Source organism: Flavivirga eckloniae (assembly GCF_002886045.1).
Classification (GTDB): domain Bacteria; phylum Bacteroidota; class Bacteroidia; order Flavobacteriales; family Flavobacteriaceae; genus Flavivirga; species Flavivirga eckloniae.
On the sequence record NZ_CP025791.1, the window covers coordinates 3,534,110 to 3,553,470 of the forward strand.

Consider the following 19,361-nt stretch of genomic DNA (forward strand, 5'->3'; position numbering starts at 1 on the left):
CAACAGAATAGTTACATTTGTTAAAACTAAAATGCTAATGACATCGTTTGATCCAAAAAGCTTGTCTACCAGTAAATTGCATGGTTATTTATTAAGTGCAGTTGCGCCAAGGCCAATAGCTTTCGCAAGTACCATGGGTGCTGATGGAAACCCTAATTTGTCACCATTTAGTTTTTTTAATGTATTTAGTGCGAATCCGCCTATCATGATATTTTCGCCTGCGAGACGTGTTAGGGATAACACAACAAAGCATACGTTACAAAATGTTGAAGCAACGAAGGAAGTTGTTATTAATGTTGTGAATTATGATATGGTGCATCAAATGTCGTTAAGCAGTACGGAATACCCGGAAGGCGTAAACGAGTTTGAAAAATCGGGACTGACTATGCTAAAGTCCGACATAGTTAAACCGTTTCGTGTTGCAGAAGCACCCGTACAGTTTGAATGTAAGGTTAATGATATTGTTAAGTTAGGAACAGAAGGAGGCGCGGGAAATTTAGTGATTTGCGAAGTTGTTAAGCTCCATATCGATGAAGATGTACTTGATGAAAATGGTACTATAAACCAGCAAAAACTGGATTTGGTTGCCAGAGCAGGAGGAAGTTATTACACTCGTGCTAAAAAAGGCTTCTTTGAAATACCCAAGCCATTATCAACTCAAGGAATAGGTGTTGATAATTTTCCGGATCATGTTAAAAATAGCATGGTTTTAACAGGAAATGATTTAGGAATGTTAGCAAACGTAGAAACTTTGCCAACAGATGAAAATATTAAAGGCTTTATTGAAGATTTAGGAGAGCGGTATCCGAACATAAAAACGGCTACACATAGACAAAAACATAAGTTGGCACGTAATTACCTTAGTTTTGGTGATGTTGAAAGTGCTTGGAAAATATTGTTAAGTTAAATAGTAATAAAAATAGATATAATAATTAATTAATGGAAGTTCAAGGAAGAATAAAAATGGTTGGAGAAACTCAGACTTTTGGAAGTAATGGGTTTAGAAAAAGAGAGATTGTAGTAACTACAGAAGAGCAATACCCTCAACACATTATGGTAGAATTTGTTCAAGATAAAACAGATCTATTAAACAGCTATCAAGTAGGGCAACAAGTTAAAATTAGTATTAACCTTAGAGGTAGAGAGTGGGTAAACCCTCAAGGAGAAACAAAATATTTTAACTCGATTCAAGGATGGAGAATAGAAGCTCTACAAGCTGAAGCTGCAGAAGGCAATGTACCACCAGTACCGCCTGCTGACGCTTTTGAACCTGCTGGAGATTTAAAAGAAGATGACCACGACGATCTTCCTTTTTAAAGTATAGAAACCTCTGCTTAAAAAATTAAAGGAGAGTATCTGAAAAGTAAGTTTGATGTTATATTGAACTTGTCGAAATGTATTTAAATTACTGATAATAAAAATCAGTTTCGGCAAGCTCAACCAGATAAATCAAATTATAAGACTTTTTAGATACTCTCTTTTTTGTTGTAATATTTTCTTAATTTTCAACTATGAATATAACCAGGACGATTGAGATATTATTTAAAAGATACCTACCATCGCCATTTACTATTGCCATACTATTAACGTTTCTAGCTATGGTTTTGGCGCTTTGTTTTACAAAACCTGTTGGAGAGGACTATCACATATTCGAAATTTTATCGTTTTGGGAAAAAGGTATTTGGAACGAAGGGTTGCTGGTCTTTGCGTATCAAATGATGTTGATATTGGTTTTAGGACATGTTTTGGTGTTAAGTAAACCCGTAAATAAACTCATAGTAAGCTTATCTAAAAACGTTACAAATACATCTACAGCAGTAGTTCTAGTTAGTATTACAACAATGCTTATGGCATTTTTAAATTGGGGACTTGGGCTTATATTTGGAGCCATTTTAGCAAGGAAAGTTGGAGAACATGCCCAACGAAATAATATACCCTTAAATTACTCTTTGGTAGGTGCATCTGGATATGTAGGTTTGATGATATGGCATGGAGGTATTAGTGGATCGGCACCCATTAAAGTTGCAGAAAGCGGTCATATAAAAAGCTTGATGCACGGCATTACTTCATCAGAAATAATTAATCAAATACCAGAGAGTATCAACTTTAATACAACAATATTTAGTTGGTGGAACTTAGTGCTATTTGGGGTGTTGCTCGTCTTGGTACCTTCGGTATTAAAACAATTGGCAAAAACAACACGACCTACGAACTTTAAATTAAAGGAGTACCAGTTTAAAACAGGTGAAAAAAGCAATCTAGAAGGTGCGGAGCAGTTAGACTTCTCAGGTATTTTAGGTATAGGTTTTGGTGTTATTTTACTAATCGCATTTGTATATCAATATTGGGGGAATTTATTAAGCCTTCAGATTACACCAAACATGCTAAATTTTTTCATGTTAGGTTTAGCCATTATTTTACATAAAAATTTTAGTAATTTTTTAAATGCAGTTGAAGAAGCTATTAAAGGAACTTCGGGAATTCTTATACAGTTTCCGTTGTACTTTGGCATAATGGGCATCATGAAATATTCGGGTATGGTGGTTATGATATCGGACTTCTTTGTGTCTATTGCAACCACAACTACATTACCAATTTTTACCTTTTTTAGTGCCGGTTTGGTTAATATTTTTGTGCCAAGTGGTGGCGGACAATGGGCAGTGCAAGGACCAATTGTTATAGAGTCAGCTTTAAAATTGGATGTGCCACTACCTAAAGCAATAATGGCACTGGCTTATGGCGATCAAATTACAAATATGTTCCAACCCTTTTGGGCATTACCTTTGTTAGGAATTACTAAATTAAAGGCTAAAGATATTTTGCCCTATACTTTAATTCTTATGTTAGTTGGCATAAGCGTATATATTTTAGGTTTAATACTATTTTAATGATTATGTTAAACGAAAATATATGGTTTCCAAATGTTAACCTAGCTACTAAAGAAGGCATATTAGCTATCGGTGGCGATTTATCGGTAGACCGTTTGTTACTTGCTTACAAATCGGGTGTTTTTCCTTGGTTTGATTCCAGAGAACCTATTTTATGGTGGTCTCCAGATCCTCGTTTTGTCCTGTTTCCAGATAAATTAAAAGTATCAAAAAGCATGAAACAAGTGCTACGTAATAAGGATTATGTGGTTACTATTAATAAGGCTTTTAAAGATGTTATTACAGAGTGTTCTATAATAAAACGAGAAGGTCAGGCTGGTACATGGATTACAAATAGTATGATAGATGCCTATACAAAACTTCATGAATTAGGATATGCAACATCTGTTGAGGTTTGGAAAGATGATGATTTGATTGGCGGACTGTATGGTGTTGATTTGGGGAATGGTATATTTTGTGGTGAAAGTATGTTCGCCAAAACGAGCAATGCCAGTAAAGTAGGTTTTATAACCTTTATTCAAAACACAAATTATAAACTTATAGACTGCCAGGTGCATACCAATCATTTGGAAAGCTTGGGGGCAGAGGAAATTCCCAGGGCTTCCTTTTTAGAATATTTATCATAAACTTAACAAGGTTGTTTTGTAATAAATAATAACTAATCTCGTTCAAGGTGGTGTATAAAACCTACAGTAGTTTCACCTATTAATTACAATTTCTTGAACACAATAAATACCATTGCCCTTAAAAAAGCATTTCAGCAGTACATTTCTTTCCCGGAAGAAGATTGGGACAAAATCAAACAGAATATAGGTGTAAAGCATTATAAAAAGGGTGATGTTTTTCTACGTTCTGGGCAAACTAGTAATACGTTAGGATTTATTACAAGAGGTTTTTTTAGAAAGTATTATCTAAAAGATGGAGATGAGATTAATTTTTGGTTTTATCATGAAAATCAATTCTTAGTAGCCTATCAAAGCTTTTTAGAACGGGTCCCGACAAAGTTTCAAATAGAAGCTCTTGAAGATGCCGAAATTTTAACATTACCATTTGAAGCTGTTCAGAATTTATATACTATATCGGAAGCATGGCAAAAGCTGGGGCGTTTGGTTTGTGAAAAAATGTATATCACACATCATAATCGTATAGAAAGCCTTTTATTTAAGGACGCAAGCGTACGCTATTACGATTTGGTTAAAGAACATCCCATGTTGTTACAGCGACTTCCTCAATATCATTTAGCGTCTTACCTTGGTATAAAACCACAATCACTTAGCAGAATAAGAAAAGAATATAAAGACATATAATGTCGCTGTTACATTAATTCACATATGTGAACGAATAGCCCTTATTAGAGCTATAATTTAGCCTTGTAATTAAAAATCAATGAAAATGAATTTAAAGCAAGGCATATTCCTATTGGTGCTATTTTTAGCAAATATTCAAAACGTTATATCCCAAGAAGTCCTATCGCTCGCAAGAGCGATTAATAATGGAAAAATCAATATCATACAGGTTGAAACATTAAGTGAAAGAGGGATTGAAGGGATTAATTTAAGTAAGGAACTAAACAATTATTCAGATAACATTTTTGAATTTATAGAACAAGTAGGTTACAACACGATTGTTGCTAAACTTTCAGACACTTCCAGGTTAGAATATTTTAAGTCGGCTAATGTGTTACCTCCAATAGACGCTAAGGCAAATACCATTGCTATTGCAACAAATTACCCCGAGCATAAAGAAGAAACTAACGTTAAAATTTCTCCTGTTCTATTTCCTAAAGTAACGAAACTCACTCCATATAAGAGTAACGTCTTTTTAACCGGTAACAAGGAACTATTGGATTATGAGGTAGAATTGGCTGTAGTATACTCCAAAAACGTGCATAAAATTGAAGATTTACATGATCAACTTCTAGGCTTTATGGTAGCTGTAGATTATTCAGATAGAGCTAGCATGCTAAAGGTTTACGATACCGATCATCCAGAATTAGCTGTCGGTTTTACCGATAGTAAAAGTAAGTCGGGATATTTTCCGGTAGGACCTGTATTAGTAGTACCTGAAAATTGGAAATCCTATTACAAAAATTTAAAGATTAAACTTTGGCGAAACCATATTCTAACTCAGAACGATCAGTTACGTAGTATGTTTTGGGATGTGCCTAAAGTGACCTTGGAGGCGCTAAAGTTAGGTGATGAACAACGATGGATATACAATAACAAACCCATTTCACTTTTACCCAAAGGATATATAGAAAAAGGAACAATTGCCATTACTGGTACACCGGGAGGGGTCACGTTTAGTCCGCCAACAAAAGGGTTTATAATTAAAAGGGCTATTAAATATGGCCTACTATTTAAGTTCTTTAACTGGAAGCCAAAAGCATATGTTGTAGATCAATATATCAGGAAACTTTTAAGGAAAAAACAATTTTTACAAGAAGGAGAATTGATTAGAGCTCATGTAGAAAATCTAGGGTATATCTATAGTAAAGTACAATCAAAATAAATCGTAACATATGCGAATCACAATAATAATCACAATAACCATCCTAACTTTTGGAATACAAGTTAAAGCACAGTCCTTTAGCGATATTTTAAACATAAGTCATACAGCTTTTAGTGAAACTAACAATGATATAGCCGAAAGTGGTATTAAAAGCAGTAAAATGAGTATCTCTAAACTATATCTCGCTGGGCCTCCGATAGCATTAGGAAGTCTAAGAATCATATACAATTCAGAATACAAATGGTTTCAGAACGATTTTACTGGATATAATAGTGAAAAACTTCTATTTTCAAATAATCTGCACGATGTTCGTTTAACCACAATATTTAACTATAAGCTAAATAAAAAATGGGCATTGAACTATGTCAATTTTTCAACATTGAAATCAGATTTTAAAAACCTTAAGCTATCTCATGCATATAAAGGCATTAATGCCGTTACTGTAGGATTCCATCCCAAAGGTGAGAATGATTTTAGATTTGGTTTTGGTATAACGCACTCCAAAGCTATGGGAGAAGTATTAATTCTTCCAGTAGCCTTCTTATATTACAAAACAGATAGATGGTTAATAGATTTAATGTACCCAAGACTTAACGTTTTTTATAAACCGTTTGAAAAATTTGAGCTAGGATTTATGGTAAACTATGATATAGGTGCCTTTGACGTGGAATTTGATAGCGCATTAACTACTAATATGGAAATTAAGCCGGAGTATCAAACAACAACCAATCTTACATTTACACCACAAGTTAATTATTACATTACTCATGCAATTAATATTTATGCTCGTGCAGGGTTAAAATTAATATCAGAGCAAGGCCTGACAGATGCTTATTTTAACGACATTGAAAATATGGGGTATAAAGCAAACAAAATGGAATCAACGTTTGGTTTGGGTTTAATAGTTAAAATACCTGAACATGAATGAGCTTTTAAGATTTTCTAAAGTACAGAAACTTAATGTTATTAAAATTTTCAATTAACTTCGTTACATATAGAGCATAAATAAATTGGCTTGTTGAAATGCCAAAACAAAAAAGTATGCTTTAAAGATTGGTACCCGTTTTATGATCATAGACTACAAAAGATTAGACTTATTTGGTAAAATGCTATTTGAAACCATGGTGCTCAAGCCGCCGTTTCAAAAAGATAATATCATGCAAAATGAAGCGTGTTTTTTACACATTATTGAAGGAACATATAATTCAACTTCTGAAAAAGAACAGATTCAGGTAAATTCAAAAGAATCCATATTGATGAAATGTGGCAACTATTTATCAGATATGATTCCAACACCCAATACTGAAAAATATCAGGCGATAGCTGTGCATTTTTTCCCTGAAGTTTTATCGAGGATTTATGAAAATAAATTGCCGGAATTTCTCAAAAAAAAGACCTCGCCATCAATCGGGATGGCAAAAATTCATAATGATAAAGTCATTGAGAAGTATATTGATTCCTTGTTGTTTTACTTCGAAAATCCACAAGTGGTAGATGAGGAAATTCTTATTTTAAAACTTAAAGAAATCATTTTATTGCTCAGTAAAACGAAGAACGCCCCCGAAATAAAGATCATTCTTTCGAATTTATTTGAACCAAATTCATATACCCTACGCGATATTGTTGATGCACATTTGTATTCGTCTATCACGATTGAGCGATTGGCCAGTCTTGCAGGTATGAGTGTCTCCACTTTTAAGCGACAATTTAAGAAAGCATATCAAGAATCACCGGCCACATATCTGCGAACAAAAAAGATTGAAAAAGCTTTAGAACTATTATCTAAAACAGAGTTAAGAGCTACCGAAATCGCTTACGAATGTGGCTTTTCGAGTGTCGCACATTTTTCGCGAATATTTAAAGAACAGCATGGTATGTCGCCAACTACTTATAAGTTGAACCATTTTGGTAAATCATTGGACTAACTGTGCAAATCAACATTTCATAAGGTCTTGATATTTGTTTTCATAATTAAAACATAAACATTATGAAGACAATTAAAGAAAAAATCTCAAAAGAATTAGACGCCTCTCCGGACAAAGTCTGGGAAGTGATTAGTGCCGTTGGGGGCGTTGACAAATGGTTTGGTTCTATGATCAAATCATGTAAGGTAGAAAATGGAAAACGGTTTTGCCAAACAGCAGACGGGATCGATCTGGTTGAGGATATTCTGGAAGTAAATCATGAGACCAAAACCTTCCGTTTTGCAATTCCTAAGCAAGATATGCTACCCGTTGAAGATATTGTAGAAATCATGGTCGTTAGAGATGCAGACAATGGAAGAGCTACTGTAGATTGGTCTGGTTCGTTTAAAGCAACCGAAGAGAATGGTAAAATTGCCAAGGAAGCTTTTAAAAATCTTTGGACCATGGGATTGGAGGAAATGGAAAACTATATTCAACAAAATTTATAATTGATCATGAAAGCATTTATCGTCGGAGTCATTCTCGCAATGCTCAGCACCTGTTATACAACAGGTCAGACAAATACAAACGAAGGTCAATTAGTTAAAAAAGGAATCATGAATAATCAGGAAATAATAAATGTTGCCTTTTTCTATTTAAAAAAAGGACAAGAAAAAACATTTGAAAAATTAAGATCAAGAGGTAATGTGCTCCTTGAAAAGTACGGCGCCCGGATTGAAAGAGTTATAAAACCAACAATGATTGCACAAGGAGAATTAGAACTTCCAAACGAAATTCATTTTGCCGTATATCCAAATAAAGAGGCTCTAGAGTCTTTTAATAAAGATCCCGAATTTCTAGCGCTTAAGGAAGAGGTAGTAGCCCCTTCTGTAGAAAAAATGTATGGTTTTGTAACTAAAAAGACAGATTTTGAATTTGTTCGTGAAATAGGTGATAATACAAAAACCTATGGTATTGCCTTAATATACTTTAAGCAAGGGGAAAAATATGAAACGCAATTTGCACAATATCATGATGAGGCTTGTGCTATTATTCCAGAATTTGGAACACACTTTGAACGCTTTCTTCTTCCAATAGAATCGAAAGGTGAATTAGAAAAACCAAACGAAATCCATCGTTTTTACTTCGATTCTCAAGAAGGGATGAAACAAATGGTAAGTGATGAGCGCATGCAAAAGCTTTTTCCTAAAAGAGATGGGTCGCTAAGTAATTTGATTTTTATTCTTGGGGAGGCTATTCAGTGAGTTTTGTTCATGAATTTTATAATATTTAATGGAAAGCAACAGAATTAAGGTGTTAGTGTTTTAATTACTGTTGCTTTTATGTTTTAAAATACGTTCAAAGTTTGAGTTATGGATTTATGGATTATCAGTTACAAATTATTAGGGGAGGTGAGGGTTGATATAATTTCAAGAGTCTCTTGGTTAGGTGTTTGGAAAGTGATAATAGTTGGTTTTGTAATATTTTTCATCTAATTTGCGCTTTATAATCTATAAGGTTTATTAAAACAGAATTTTATAACTGCGTTGATCTTCAAATAGTTAGTGAAAATGAATAAAATACCGGTAGAATTAAAAAAGGCAATTGATAATAATGAGTTATTAATATTTGTTGGCGCAGGATTATCCTATAATCTTACAAATATTAATGGCAAACAATTAAAAGGTTGGAGCAATTTAGTAGAAAATATTTTAAATAATTTGAATGAGAAAGGTTATGCAGTTGACTTGTTAATTCCATTGTTAAAAAAATATGAGCCTATAAAAGTTTTAGATTTAATTGAAACGGATGTTGATATTCCGAAAAAAGTGATATATAGTTTTATTAAAGATTTTTTAGACATAGAAAAAAACAACAATGTAGAGTTGCATAAGAAGTTATATCAGTTGTCCAAAAAAATAATTACGACTAATTATGATAACGCTTTTGAAATAGCTATTCCTGAATTAAGAAAAAATAAAGCCTATAAAGGGAAGAATTATGAATTAACTACACATAAAGACTCTAATTCAGCTTTGCTTTTTAAACTTCACGGATGTTTCGAAGATGCAGATTCTATGGTCTTATTCCCTGAAAATTACAAAAACCTCTATGAAAACATACAAAAAGATGCTGAACACTCTTTGTTGGTTTTGAGAAACATTGTAATCAATAAATCCATACTTTTTATTGGTGCAGGAATGGGAGATTTTCAAATAAATAATATTTTTAAAGAAGTTAAAAATTTGCAAAGGGAGTATAATCAAAAGCATTTTATTATAACCAACAAACCTTTAGATAGTTCTCTCGATTTTTTGACAGCCATAACTATTGACCAACATTCCGAAATAGACTCTATTATAGATAGCCTGATTTCTATAAAAAAAGAAGCTGAAAATAATGATGAATCCAAAGAAGTCACGGTCTTAAAAAAGCAACTAGAGAAAGCTGAAAAAATGATTGAAGAACTTAAAAACACGTCTAATAAGGATAAGTTATTGGAAAGAGAAGCTCTTAAGTATTTTTCTAAGGGAGTTGGACACAGTCTTTCAAGTGAGCCCATAAAAGCAGCTAAGGAATATGAATATGCTTTGGAGTTAAAACCCGACCTCCACGAAGCCTTATACAACTGGGGAACTGATTTAGGAAACTTAGCCAAAGTCAAAGAAGGGGCAGAAGCAGAGGAACTGTACAGGGAGGCCTTTGGTAAATTCGAAAAGGCCGTCGAGATAAAACCCGACCTCCATGAAGCCTTGTACAACTGGGGAACTTATTTAGGAAACTTAGCCAAAGTCAAAGAAGGGGCAGAAGCAGAGGAACTGTACAGGGAGGCCTTTGGTAAATTCGAAAAGGCCGTCGAGATAAAACCCGACAAGCACGACACCTTATACAACTGGGGAACTTATTTAGGAAACTTAGCCAAAGCCAAAGAAGGCTCAGAAGCAGAGGAACTGTACAGAGAGGCCTTTGGCAAATTCGAAAAGGCCGTCGAGATAAAACCTGACAAGCACGAGGCCTTTAACAACTGGGGAATTGATTTAGGAAACTTAGCCAAAGCCAAGGAAGGCTCTGAAGCAGAGGAACTGTGCAGAGAAGCCTTTGGTAAATTCGAAAAGGCTGTTGAGATAAAATTCGACAAGCAAGCCGCCTTATACAACTGGGGAACTTCTTTAGGAAACTTAGCCCAAACCAAAGAAGGCGCAGAAGCAGAGGAATTGTATAGGGAGGCCTTTGGCAAATTCGAAAAGGCCGTCGAGATAAAACCCGACCTCCATGAAGCCTTGTACAACTGGGGAACTTATTTAGGAAACTTAGCCAAAGGCAAAGAAGGTCCAGAAGCAGAGGAACTGTACAGAGAGGCCTTTGGCAAATTCGAAAAGGCCGTCGAGATAAAACCCGACAAGCACAAGGCCTTTAACAATTGGGGAATTGATTTAGGAAACTTAGCCAAAGCCAAAGAAGGCTCAGAAGCAGAGGAACTGTACAGGGAGGCCTTTGGTAAATTCGAAAAGGCCGTCGAGATAAAACCCGACCTCCATGAAGCCTTATACAACTGGGGAACTGATTTAGGAAACTTAGCCAAAGCCAAAGAAGGGGCAGAAGCAGAGGAACTGTACAGGGAGGCCTTTGGTAAATTCGAAAAGGCCGTCGAGATAAAACCCGACAAGCACGAGGCCTTTAACAACTGGGGAACTTATTTAGGAAACTTAGCCAAAGCCAAAGAAGGCTCAGAAGCAGAGGAACTGTACAGAGAGGCCTTTGGCAAATTCGAAAAGGCCGTCGAGATAAAACCTGACAAGCACGAGGCCTTTAACAACTGGGGAATTGATTTAGGAAACTTAGCCAAAGTCAAGGAAGGCTCAGAAGCAGAGGGACTGTACAGAGAGGCCTTTGGCAAATTCGAAAAGGCTGTTGAGATAAAACCCGACATGCACGAAGCCCTATACAACTGGGGAATTGATTTAGGAAACTTAGCCAAAGCCAAGGAAGGTTCTGAAGCAGAGGAACTGTACAGAGAGGCCTTTGGTAAATTCGAAAAGGCTATCGAATATGGAGCAAGCTCTTATAATCTTTCATGTATTTATGCTTTAAAAAAAGAAAAAGAAAATGCATTAAAATATTTGAATATTAGTTTATTGAAAGGCGAAATAAATGTTGATTTTGTTGAAAAAGATGAAGACTGGAAAGAATATCTTGGAGATGAAGAGTTTATAAAGTTATTAAAAAGATATAAGAAGTATAGTACAAAAGTGCCACAATGATTCTTAAAACATACCTTAATTATAGACGTAATAAAAGTTATGCTTTTTATGGGGTTAAACCATTAAACAACACTCTATGTTTTTCAACCTAAAACCAAATAAACACCTTTTCCTGTAATAATTTATCCATTTCTGCAACGTATGGGGAAATAATACCATATTGTATTACAAAAGATTAGAAGGTGTCAACACAAAACGAAATTTTTTTAAAAGTCATTCATCAAAACCAAGCTCTAATTCATAAGGTTTGCAATATCTACCGCGATACCATAGAGGATAAAGAAGACTTGTTTCAGGAAATCACGTATCAACTGTTTAGAGCCTATCCGAAGTTTGAAGGGCGTTCAAAAATAACCACATGGATGTACAGAATTGCATTAAATACAGCCATGGCGAGTTTTAGGAAAAGCAAGGTTATAATCTCTAAAGACAAAGCAATTCCAGAAGTACCACTCGAGGAAGGTGAAGAAAGCATGAATAAGGAGCGTTTGTTTTCTGCAATCAGGCAATTAGATGATGCCGAAAAAGCTCTAGTTTCACTATACCTGGAAGGTATGGATTACTCGGAAATTGCAGATGTAATAGGGATTACTAAAAACAACGTAGGCGTACGCTTAAACAGAATTAAAAATAAAATAAAAACATTAATAAAATAAGACTATGGAATTAGACAACTTAAAATCAGAATACCAAAATACGGATAGTAATGACTCAAAATCGGCTAATGAGTTAAGTAAAATGCGATGCTCTGGAAGTCATCCTGTTTTAAAGGGAATAAAAAAACAATTAATTTTTGAAAGCGTTTTATGGACTTTAATATTAATAGTGTTTTATGATTTTTTCGACGGACATCTTAGAGTTTTTTATTGGAATGTTCTCTTAATACTTTCAATTGTACTGGTGTTATTGCACAATGTTCTGGGGTTTATCGTTGTAAAAACACCAATTAATGATACAAGTATCAAAAAATCGTTAAAAAAATATTTAAGTAAAATAAAACGTTATTCCATAGCTTCTATAGTTTCCAGAGTGCTTGCGGTTACCATTTTTATGGGATTCTTAACATCTAACGTAGTTTGGAATACTCACAAGCACTGGGTGAGTTTGGTCATTTTTATAACCATGATTATCACACAAGTTTATTTTTTAAATAAAGTGTGGAATAAACGCATTAAAAAAATTGAAAACCAAATGGAAATTTTAGGATAGTAATACAACATTTATACTTTATCATACCTAAAGCAATCCACAACATGATCGTTTACCATGCCCGTAGCCTGCATATGGGCATAAACGACTGTGGTGCCAACAAATTTAAAACCGCGCTTTTTTAAATCTTTACTAATAGTATCACTTAAAGGTGTATTTGCCGGAATATCTTTTAAGGTTTTAAAAGTGTTTTTTATAGGCTTACCATCCACAAAGCCCCAAATATATTTGCTAAAACTCCCAAACTCTTCTTGTATTTTCATAAAAGCCTGTGCATTGGTAACTGTAGCATTTACTTTAAGTTTGTTTCTAATAATGCCGGTATCTTGCAAGAGCGAATCCATCTTATTCTGGTTGTAATTAGCAATCTTTTTGTAATCGAAATTATCAAAAGCCTTTCTGAAGTTTTCGCGTTTTCTTAAAACGGTAATCCAGCTTAATCCGGCTTGAAATGTTTCTAAAATTAAAAACTCGAAAAGCGTGTCGTCATCATAAACTGGGGTACCCCATTCTTCATCGTGATAAGCTTCATATAAGTCATCTCCAACACACCACTGGCATCTGTTTTTTTTGTTCATAAATTTGAGTTGTAAGGTTTAACGTAAAAGTATGACAAAAATCATCTTAAATAAAAAATCAAGGTGCTAATTTTGTTGCCTACATTAAATGAAGATTATGGATACAGTTATAAAAAATAGTTTAGATAGAAGTATGTCGTATCAAGCTTATAGAAACTTGGTTACACAATTAGTTGAAGAAAACTCTAATACAGGAAATGAAAAGACAGAAGCTTTAGCTGAATATACTAAACTTAATGATCGACGCATGAAGCGTTGGGATAAGACTGTAAAGGTAACCGATGAAACTTTAAGTAGAATTGAGGCATTTAGAGAGCCCATAACCTGGTTGGTAATTACTGAAAGTTGGTGTGGAGATGCAGCACACATACTACCAGTTATGAATAAAGTGGCCGGGTTAAACGGTAATATCGATTTTAAAGTAGTACTTCGTGATGAAAATCCTGAACTAATGGATGCTTTTTTAACCAACGGTAATAAGGCTATTCCTAAACTAATTATGTTAGATAATAGCACGGGAGATGTTTTACAAACCTATGGGCCACGACCAAGCGAGGCAACTAACTATGTTAGTAGGTTTAAGGCAAAACATGGAAAGTTAACTCCAGAATTTAAGGAAGATTTACAGCACTGGTATAATACCAACAAGGGACAAAATATTATAAACGATCTAACCGAAATACTTTGCGAGTTAGAACCCTCTATTTGCCAATAAAATAAAATGTAATAGACCCTAATTGAGTTTTCTTAGTTGGGTCTTCGCTAAATCGCGATTCTTTAGCGTATTCTAGTGCGTGTTCTATAAGGCATTCGTTGCTAGAAGTAGAAGAGGTGTTTACGTAAGCTTCTATTACATTCCCTGTATCGTTAACGGTAATATTAATAATTATTTTACCGTCTACTTCACATAGATAAATAGGAATTGGTATGTGACGTTTTTCTCTGTTAGCCAGCGAAAAACTAATCGTACTTTTATTATTGTTGTTATCCCCTAGTTGTTTCTTTAATAAGTCATTCACTTTGCTAAACGACGATAACTCTTTTTCGTCTACTTTAGTATTTTCAGAACCCTCATATGACTTAGTATAAGATTCTGTGTTCTCTGGTGTATTACTGGATTTTGGCACGTAATCTTCGGGTGGCGCAATAGGTTTAAAAGCTTCTGCAAAGTGTTTGTTATTAGCTTCGTTAAAGGCTTGGTTTGTTTCTGCTTTGCTTGCGTTTAACTTTTCTAAAGCCTCTAGAATTTTAACTTCCTCTTCAGTTAATTCTTCTTCTGGTTCTATTTCATAATAGCTTTCCGAAGCAAATTTGTCTTGCTTTTTAAGGCTTAAATTAAAAACAGATAGAATTACCGTTCCTGAAAGGAAGAAGGTAATCAATAGGGCTTTATGTTGATCTGTTAGGTGCAAATCGTGTGTGTTAGAGAAAATTGTTCGCTTAATATACGGCAAAATACGCTAAAAAGTTTAGAATAACCTAAAATCTATGAAAATTGATGTTTTTTTAATATGGTGCAAAGTGTTATAGTTAAACACTTTAGGGGGTATTTCCTAAAGTTTTGGTCAACAATTATTTACAAAGAAAGATTTTCAATAAAGGATTCAATGGAGGTGGCATTGGCTACATCAAAATCTCCAATTTTAGTACGTCTTAATGCCGATAAGTGGGCGCCAGAATCTAGTGCTTTTCCAAAGTCGTTTGCTAAAGAACGAATGTAAGTGCCTTTACTACAAACTACTCTAAATTCAATATGTATTGCCCCTGTACTGGGTGCAGTCGAAGTGTCGATTTTTGTGATTTCAAATTCAGAAATATTCACTGTCCTTGGTTTAATATCAACATGTTCACCGGCTCTGGCAAATTCATATAACCGTTTTCCATCTTTTTTTAATGCAGAAAAAACAGGAGGATATTGTTGAATATCTCCAATAAATTGTTTGGTTGTGTTATAAATTAACGTTTCGGTAATATGATCGGTAGGGAATGTGTCATTTATTTCGGTTTCTAAATCGTAAGATGGCGTGGTGCTACCTATAACAAATGTGCCCGTATACTCTTTAACTTGCCCTTGAAAGGTGTCAATTTGTTTGGTCATCTTGCCCGTGCAAATAACCAATAAGCCAGTAGCTAATGGGTCGAGAGTACCAGCATGGCCTACCTTTATTTTTTTTATGTTAAAAGCCTGCCGGATTTCCCAACGCAACTTATTAACCACCTGAAAAGAAGTCCAGTTTAAAGGTTTGTCTATTAAAAGAACCTGTCCGGAGAGGTAATCTTCTTTAGAAATCATTCTATGAATTTAAAAATGAAAATATAATAGCAATAACCCCAACAATAATACAGTAAATAGCAAAATAGCTTAGCTTACTTCTTTTTACCAATGCAATCATCCATGTACAAGCAAAAAGCCCGGCAATAAAAGCAGCTATAAAACCAACGGATAACGGTAAAAAGTTGTGGCTCGCATAAGTTAAATCACCACTCATAACATCCTTTGCGATTTTTCCAAAAATTAAAGGGACTACCATTAAAAACGAAAAACGAGCTGCTTTAGTTTTGTCGTTACCTAATAAAACAGATGTAGAAATAGTAGCGCCAGAACGCGAAATACCCGGAAGCATGGCAATGGCTTGAGAAATTCCAATAATAAACGCATTTGTAAAAGATACTTTTTTGTTGGTGTCTTTGGCTTTATCGGCCAGGAAAAGTAGAATTGCCGTTACAATAAGCATGCATCCTACGAGTAAAATATTACCTCCAAAAAGTTGTTCCAGTTGATCCTCAAAAAATAAGCCTATAATAACAGCCGGAATCATCGATACTACGATTTTAGAAACGAACTGTAAATCTTCGTTCCATTCAAACTTAAGTATGCCTTTAATAATAACCAAGATATCCTTTCTAAAAACAACAATAGTACTTAAAGCAGTTGCAAAGTGAAGCACCACAGTAAAAAGTAAGCTTTCTTCTGGAATTGAATTATCGCCAAGAATGGCTTTTCCAAGCTCTAAATGACCACTTGACGAAACAGGTAAGAATTCTGTAAGTCCTTGAATAATGCCTAAAATGATTGCGTTTATTATATCCATGGCGCAAAAATATTAAAATTGATATATAAATAACTTCTTATTAATTAAAGTTTAATTATTTAAATGAAATCGATTCTCAACGAAAATAGAAAACAGGATAGACTACAGAGATAATGAGCACAAAGTAGAAGCGTCAGGTGCAACTTCGAAGCATGCAGCATTTAAAGACATAATTGCTATTTTAGACATGTGAAAATAATATTGGCACCAGATAAGTTTAAAGGCTCTTTAACAGGAATCCAATTTTGTAATGCTGTTGAAGAAGGCATAAAGGATATAATTCCATCGGCAGAAATAGTTAAGTTGCCATTAGCCGATGGCGGCGATGGTACTACAGCCATATTAGAATATCATTTAAAAGGTAAACGAATAAGTGTAACCGTACATGATCCGTTGTTTAGACCGATTAGAGCCACTTACCTTTTTATGGAATCTGTTAAAACAGCATTTATAGAAATGGCTGAGGCTTCTGGGCTAACACTGTTAAAACCCGAAGAGCAAAACTGTTTTTATACGACGTCGTTAGGAACAGGGGAACTTATTTTAGATGCCATTAATAAAGGAGCAAAAACTATTGTACTTGGTATTGGAGGAAGCGCTACGAACGATTGCGGTATTGGTATGGCAACTGCTTTAGGCTATAAATTTGAAGATGAAAACGGTAAAACGTTAAGCCCGATAGGGAAGCATTTGTCACAGGTTAAAAATATCAATCGAACCCACGTTATTTCAAGTTTAAAAGAGGTAGATTTTAAAGTGGCTTGCGATGTTATCAATCCATTATTTGGATTAAACGGAGCAGCCTACGTTTATGGTTCTCAAAAAGGAGCTTCAAAAGAAGAGATCGCACTTTTAGATAAAGGATTACAGCATATGTCAAAGTTGTTTTTAGAAATTTTTAATTTAAATGTGCAAGAAATAAAAGGTGCTGGTGCGGCTGGAGGCATGGGGGCTGGAACAAAAGTGTTTTTAAATGCCGAACTACAATCGGGTATAAGTTTGGTTAAGGATTTAATTAATTTTGAAGAAAAAATTAAAGAAGCCGATTGGATTATAACCGGAGAGGGGCAATTGGATTCTCAAACATTTTCAGGAAAAACGATTCAGGGCATAATAAAGTCAGCAAAAAAAGAAAGTATTCCAGTAGCAGTACTATGCGGAAGGAGTTCTCTTTTAAAAGGTGAGACTGAAAATTTTGGAATTTCTTATACAGATACTGTAATGCATCATGCTAAAAACTTTGATGACGCCATAAAAAACAGTTACGTTTATTTAAAACGAATGGCTATAACCTTTGCAAAAAGAATTAAAGACTAGTTACTTTTTATCAGGGTTTAATAAAATAGCATAAATCTCAATGCCAAATCCAATAAGAATAATAGCAGGAGCAAGCCTTATACGTCTCCAATGAAAGATGTCAGGATTAAAAACATTAGGATCATCACTACCACCGCCAGACATCAAAATAAAACCTAAAGCGATACAAGCTAAGCCAATAAACATAAACTTGTAGTTTTTCTTCCCAAAGACAAAAGTACTTTTAGAGGACTCTTTTCGTTTTTTCTCTCCCATAATTAGTTGAATTCAGTATAAATAATGTCATTTTCAATGGTCATTTGCGAAATATGCTCTGAGGTAACAAAACCACCAAGAACTTTTGCTAGGTGCAAAGTAACCTTTTTATTTAGAATTTTTGTGTTAAGAGAATCTAAATTTAAGCCACGTTCTAATCCTCTGTTTATGTAATAGCGGTCGCCTTGGGCATCATTAAAAACAATATCGTACGACGAACCTTCTGCAATACGGGTAATGGTTTTCGTTTTAATTGTAGACGTATCGGCTTTAGGGTTATCAATAACAGAAGCCAAAAGTCCCATATAACCAACATAAACGATCACTACTAATAGTAATAAAGCACTTAAAATTATAATTACTTTTTTCACTTGGTTGTTGTTTTATTAATACAGTTGATCGGTCTTTAAGTTTAAAAAACGCTGTGTTGCAAAATGTGTACTTAACCAAGTGATAACGACACCTAGAGTAAAAACAAAAACAAATAAAAGTCCCATTAAAATAGGATTGCTCAATAATTCCAATTCTATAAATGTTTTGTTAAGATAATACAAAACAATACCCATGCCTATAAGAGCGAGTACAGCTCCAATCATGCCCAAACGAACACTTTTCATAATAAAGGGGAATCTTATAAATTGCTTAGTAGCACCAACCATTTGCATGGTTTTTATGGTAAAACGTTTAGAGTAAACAGCTAGCCTAATAGAACTATTTATGAGTAAAACGGCAATTAAAGTAAAAATAGCACTAATAATAAGTACCCAAAAACTAATCTTTTTTACATTATCGTTCATCAAATTAACCAAGTCGTTATCGTATTCAACCTCGTCAACAAAGTTTTTGTTTAACGCTTCGGTAGAAATCTTTTCTAAATGTTCAGAAGTTACAAAATCAGCTTTCAAGTGCACATCGATTGAATTTTGTAACGGATTATAGCCAACAAAGTCCATAAAATCTTCACCATTTAAAGCTTTCATAAATTCGGCAGCTTGTTCTTTAGAGACATATTCGGTAGATTTTACGTAATCTGCCATGGCTAAGCTTTTTTCAAGCTGTTTTGTCTCAACCTCTTTGGCAGAATCCTTAAGGTAAATGGTTACAACCACTTGCTCTTTAAAGTGATCGGATACTTTTTTAGCATTTAAAATTAGCATGCCCAATAAACCCAATAAAAACAGCACTAAAGCAATACTTAATACTACAGAGAAGTACGATGAAATAAGTCTGCGTTTTTGGTGTTTTTCAAATGATGCGCTCATAAGTATTTTAGGATTAATAGCGTAAAAATAATAAAGTATATGAAAAGAAGCTTCAAAAGATTTAAGTCTTTTAATTGAACCTA

Annotated in this window: 22 protein-coding genes; 15 read left to right on the plus strand and 7 right to left on the minus strand. The window is 34.3% G+C overall.

The annotated features are described in order from the left end of the window. Nucleotides 1-37 precede the first annotated feature (37 nt). From C1H87_RS14605 to C1H87_RS14665, 13 genes are all read left to right on the plus strand, one after another. A complete protein-coding gene (locus tag C1H87_RS14605; RefSeq protein WP_102756520.1) occupies nucleotides 38-907 on the plus strand; it encodes a flavin reductase family protein in 870 nt (289 codons plus the stop codon). Between the two features lie 32 nt (nucleotides 908-939). Next, on the plus strand, nucleotides 940-1,317 hold the full coding sequence (locus tag C1H87_RS14610) for a DUF3127 domain-containing protein (protein ID WP_102756521.1): 378 nt from the start codon (nucleotides 940-942) through the stop codon (nucleotides 1,315-1,317). A gap of 194 nt (nucleotides 1,318-1,511) precedes the next feature. Then, complete coding sequence (locus tag C1H87_RS14615) at nucleotides 1,512-2,888, plus strand: short-chain fatty acid transporter (RefSeq protein WP_102756522.1); 1,377 nt, start codon at nucleotides 1,512-1,514, stop codon at nucleotides 2,886-2,888. Next, a complete protein-coding gene (aat, locus tag C1H87_RS14620; RefSeq protein WP_102756523.1) occupies nucleotides 2,888-3,514 on the plus strand; it encodes a leucyl/phenylalanyl-tRNA--protein transferase in 627 nt (208 codons plus the stop codon). Before C1H87_RS14615 ends, aat begins: the two co-directional genes overlap by 1 nt. A 93-nt stretch (nucleotides 3,515-3,607) precedes the next feature. Beyond that, nucleotides 3,608-4,195: a Crp/Fnr family transcriptional regulator gene (locus C1H87_RS14625; RefSeq protein ID WP_158655232.1), complete on the plus strand. Its 588-nt coding sequence runs from the start codon at nucleotides 3,608-3,610 to the stop codon at nucleotides 4,193-4,195. Nucleotides 4,196-4,280: 85 nt separating this feature from the next. After that, nucleotides 4,281-5,399 (plus strand): fumarylacetoacetate hydrolase family protein, encoded by a 1,119-nt coding sequence (locus C1H87_RS14630; RefSeq protein ID WP_158655233.1) that lies wholly within the window; start codon nucleotides 4,281-4,283, stop codon nucleotides 5,397-5,399. A gap of 10 nt (nucleotides 5,400-5,409) precedes the next feature. After that, nucleotides 5,410-6,327 (plus strand): DUF6268 family outer membrane beta-barrel protein, encoded by a 918-nt coding sequence (locus C1H87_RS14635; protein ID WP_102756526.1) that lies wholly within the window; start codon nucleotides 5,410-5,412, stop codon nucleotides 6,325-6,327. A 139-nt stretch (nucleotides 6,328-6,466) separates the two neighbouring features. Continuing rightward, on the plus strand, nucleotides 6,467-7,324 hold the full coding sequence (locus C1H87_RS14640; protein WP_102756527.1) for a helix-turn-helix domain-containing protein: 858 nt from the start codon (nucleotides 6,467-6,469) through the stop codon (nucleotides 7,322-7,324). A gap of 62 nt (nucleotides 7,325-7,386) precedes the next feature. Further along, nucleotides 7,387-7,812: an SRPBCC family protein gene (locus C1H87_RS14645; protein WP_102756528.1), complete on the plus strand. Its 426-nt coding sequence runs from the start codon at nucleotides 7,387-7,389 to the stop codon at nucleotides 7,810-7,812. Nucleotides 7,813-7,818: 6 nt separating this feature from the next. Beyond that, a complete protein-coding gene (locus tag C1H87_RS14650) occupies nucleotides 7,819-8,568 on the plus strand; it encodes a hypothetical protein (RefSeq protein WP_158655234.1) in 750 nt (249 codons plus the stop codon). A gap of 306 nt (nucleotides 8,569-8,874) precedes the next feature. Continuing rightward, entirely contained in the window at nucleotides 8,875-11,565 is a 2,691-nt protein-coding gene (locus tag C1H87_RS14655) for an SIR2 family protein (protein WP_102756530.1), read from the plus strand. Nucleotides 11,566-11,747: 182 nt separating this feature from the next. Then, nucleotides 11,748-12,221, plus strand: coding sequence for an RNA polymerase sigma factor (locus C1H87_RS14660; RefSeq protein WP_102756531.1), 474 nt, complete (start codon nucleotides 11,748-11,750; stop codon nucleotides 12,219-12,221). Between the two features lie 4 nt (nucleotides 12,222-12,225). Next, nucleotides 12,226-12,774, plus strand: a complete 549-nt coding sequence (locus tag C1H87_RS14665; protein WP_102756532.1) for a hypothetical protein — start codon at nucleotides 12,226-12,228, stop codon at nucleotides 12,772-12,774. Nucleotides 12,775-12,785: 11 nt separating this feature from the next. Here the strand turns inward: C1H87_RS14665 and C1H87_RS14670 are convergent, their stop codons facing one another. Beyond that, complete coding sequence (locus C1H87_RS14670) at nucleotides 12,786-13,352, minus strand: DNA-3-methyladenine glycosylase I (RefSeq protein ID WP_102756533.1); 567 nt, start codon at nucleotides 13,350-13,352, stop codon at nucleotides 12,786-12,788. A 97-nt stretch (nucleotides 13,353-13,449) separates the two neighbouring features. On the opposite strand from C1H87_RS14670, the gene C1H87_RS14675 reads away from it, so the two are divergent. Beyond that, complete coding sequence (locus C1H87_RS14675) at nucleotides 13,450-14,067, plus strand: thioredoxin family protein (protein ID WP_102756534.1); 618 nt, start codon at nucleotides 13,450-13,452, stop codon at nucleotides 14,065-14,067. Here C1H87_RS14675 and C1H87_RS14680 read toward each other — a convergent pair. The 3 genes from C1H87_RS14680 to C1H87_RS14690 form a co-directional block, all read right to left on the minus strand. After that, complete coding sequence (locus C1H87_RS14680; protein ID WP_233783153.1) at nucleotides 14,054-14,764, minus strand: hypothetical protein; 711 nt, start codon at nucleotides 14,762-14,764, stop codon at nucleotides 14,054-14,056. The two genes, C1H87_RS14675 and C1H87_RS14680, sit on opposite strands and share 14 nt — an antisense overlap. 164 nt (nucleotides 14,765-14,928) lie before the next feature. Beyond that, nucleotides 14,929-15,645 (minus strand): tRNA pseudouridine(55) synthase TruB, encoded by a 717-nt coding sequence (truB, locus tag C1H87_RS14685; protein ID WP_199769296.1) that lies wholly within the window; start codon nucleotides 15,643-15,645, stop codon nucleotides 14,929-14,931. A gap of 1 nt (nucleotide 15,646) precedes the next feature. Next, nucleotides 15,647-16,444: an undecaprenyl-diphosphate phosphatase gene (locus tag C1H87_RS14690; protein ID WP_102756535.1), complete on the minus strand. Its 798-nt coding sequence runs from the start codon at nucleotides 16,442-16,444 to the stop codon at nucleotides 15,647-15,649. 189 nt (nucleotides 16,445-16,633) lie between these two features. Between C1H87_RS14690 and C1H87_RS14695 the strand changes: the two genes are divergently transcribed. After that, a complete protein-coding gene (locus tag C1H87_RS14695) occupies nucleotides 16,634-17,761 on the plus strand; it encodes a glycerate kinase (protein ID WP_102756536.1) in 1,128 nt (375 codons plus the stop codon). Here C1H87_RS14695 and C1H87_RS14700 read toward each other — a convergent pair whose 3' ends face one another. From C1H87_RS14700 to C1H87_RS14710, 3 genes are read right to left on the minus strand one after another with little or no spacing between them, the layout of a single operon-like run. Then, a complete protein-coding gene (locus tag C1H87_RS14700) occupies nucleotides 17,762-18,016 on the minus strand; it encodes a DUF3098 domain-containing protein (RefSeq protein WP_102756537.1) in 255 nt (84 codons plus the stop codon). 2 nt (nucleotides 18,017-18,018) lie between these two features. Next, nucleotides 18,019-18,387, minus strand: a complete 369-nt coding sequence (locus C1H87_RS14705; RefSeq protein ID WP_158655235.1) for a hypothetical protein — start codon at nucleotides 18,385-18,387, stop codon at nucleotides 18,019-18,021. 15 nt (nucleotides 18,388-18,402) lie between these two features. Continuing rightward, complete coding sequence (locus C1H87_RS14710; RefSeq protein ID WP_102758286.1) at nucleotides 18,403-19,278, minus strand: cell division protein FtsX; 876 nt, start codon at nucleotides 19,276-19,278, stop codon at nucleotides 18,403-18,405. Between the last annotated feature and the right edge of the window lie 83 nt (nucleotides 19,279-19,361).

What these genes read in the sequence shown, in the direction of transcription:
- C1H87_RS14610 (WP_102756521.1), top strand. Translation starts at nt 940, where the DNA reads ATGGAAGTTCAAGGAAGAATAAAAATGGTTGGAGAAACTCAGACTTTT.
- truB (WP_199769296.1), bottom strand. Translation starts at nt 15,645, where the DNA reads ATGATTTCTAAAGAAGATTACCTCTCCGGACAGGTTCTTTTAATAGAC.
- C1H87_RS14640 (WP_102756527.1), top strand. Translation starts at nt 6,467, where the DNA reads ATGATCATAGACTACAAAAGATTAGACTTATTTGGTAAAATGCTATTT.
- C1H87_RS14645 (WP_102756528.1), top strand. Translation starts at nt 7,387, where the DNA reads ATGAAGACAATTAAAGAAAAAATCTCAAAAGAATTAGACGCCTCTCCG.
- C1H87_RS14670 (WP_102756533.1), bottom strand. Translation starts at nt 13,352, where the DNA reads ATGAACAAAAAAAACAGATGCCAGTGGTGTGTTGGAGATGACTTATAT.
- aat (WP_102756523.1), top strand. Translation starts at nt 2,888, where the DNA reads ATGATTATGTTAAACGAAAATATATGGTTTCCAAATGTTAACCTAGCT.
- C1H87_RS14650 (WP_158655234.1), top strand. Translation starts at nt 7,819, where the DNA reads ATGAAAGCATTTATCGTCGGAGTCATTCTCGCAATGCTCAGCACCTGT.
- C1H87_RS14710 (WP_102758286.1), bottom strand. Translation starts at nt 19,278, where the DNA reads ATGAGCGCATCATTTGAAAAACACCAAAAACGCAGACTTATTTCATCG.
- C1H87_RS14635 (WP_102756526.1), top strand. Translation starts at nt 5,410, where the DNA reads ATGCGAATCACAATAATAATCACAATAACCATCCTAACTTTTGGAATA.
- C1H87_RS14630 (WP_158655233.1), top strand. Translation starts at nt 4,281, where the DNA reads ATGAATTTAAAGCAAGGCATATTCCTATTGGTGCTATTTTTAGCAAAT.
- C1H87_RS14690 (WP_102756535.1), bottom strand. Translation starts at nt 16,444, where the DNA reads ATGGATATAATAAACGCAATCATTTTAGGCATTATTCAAGGACTTACA.
- C1H87_RS14605 (WP_102756520.1), top strand. Translation starts at nt 38, where the DNA reads ATGACATCGTTTGATCCAAAAAGCTTGTCTACCAGTAAATTGCATGGT.
- C1H87_RS14665 (WP_102756532.1), top strand. Translation starts at nt 12,226, where the DNA reads ATGGAATTAGACAACTTAAAATCAGAATACCAAAATACGGATAGTAAT.
- C1H87_RS14675 (WP_102756534.1), top strand. Translation starts at nt 13,450, where the DNA reads ATGGATACAGTTATAAAAAATAGTTTAGATAGAAGTATGTCGTATCAA.
- C1H87_RS14700 (WP_102756537.1), bottom strand. Translation starts at nt 18,016, where the DNA reads ATGGGAGAGAAAAAACGAAAAGAGTCCTCTAAAAGTACTTTTGTCTTT.
- C1H87_RS14615 (WP_102756522.1), top strand. Translation starts at nt 1,512, where the DNA reads ATGAATATAACCAGGACGATTGAGATATTATTTAAAAGATACCTACCA.
- C1H87_RS14655 (WP_102756530.1), top strand. Translation starts at nt 8,875, where the DNA reads ATGAATAAAATACCGGTAGAATTAAAAAAGGCAATTGATAATAATGAG.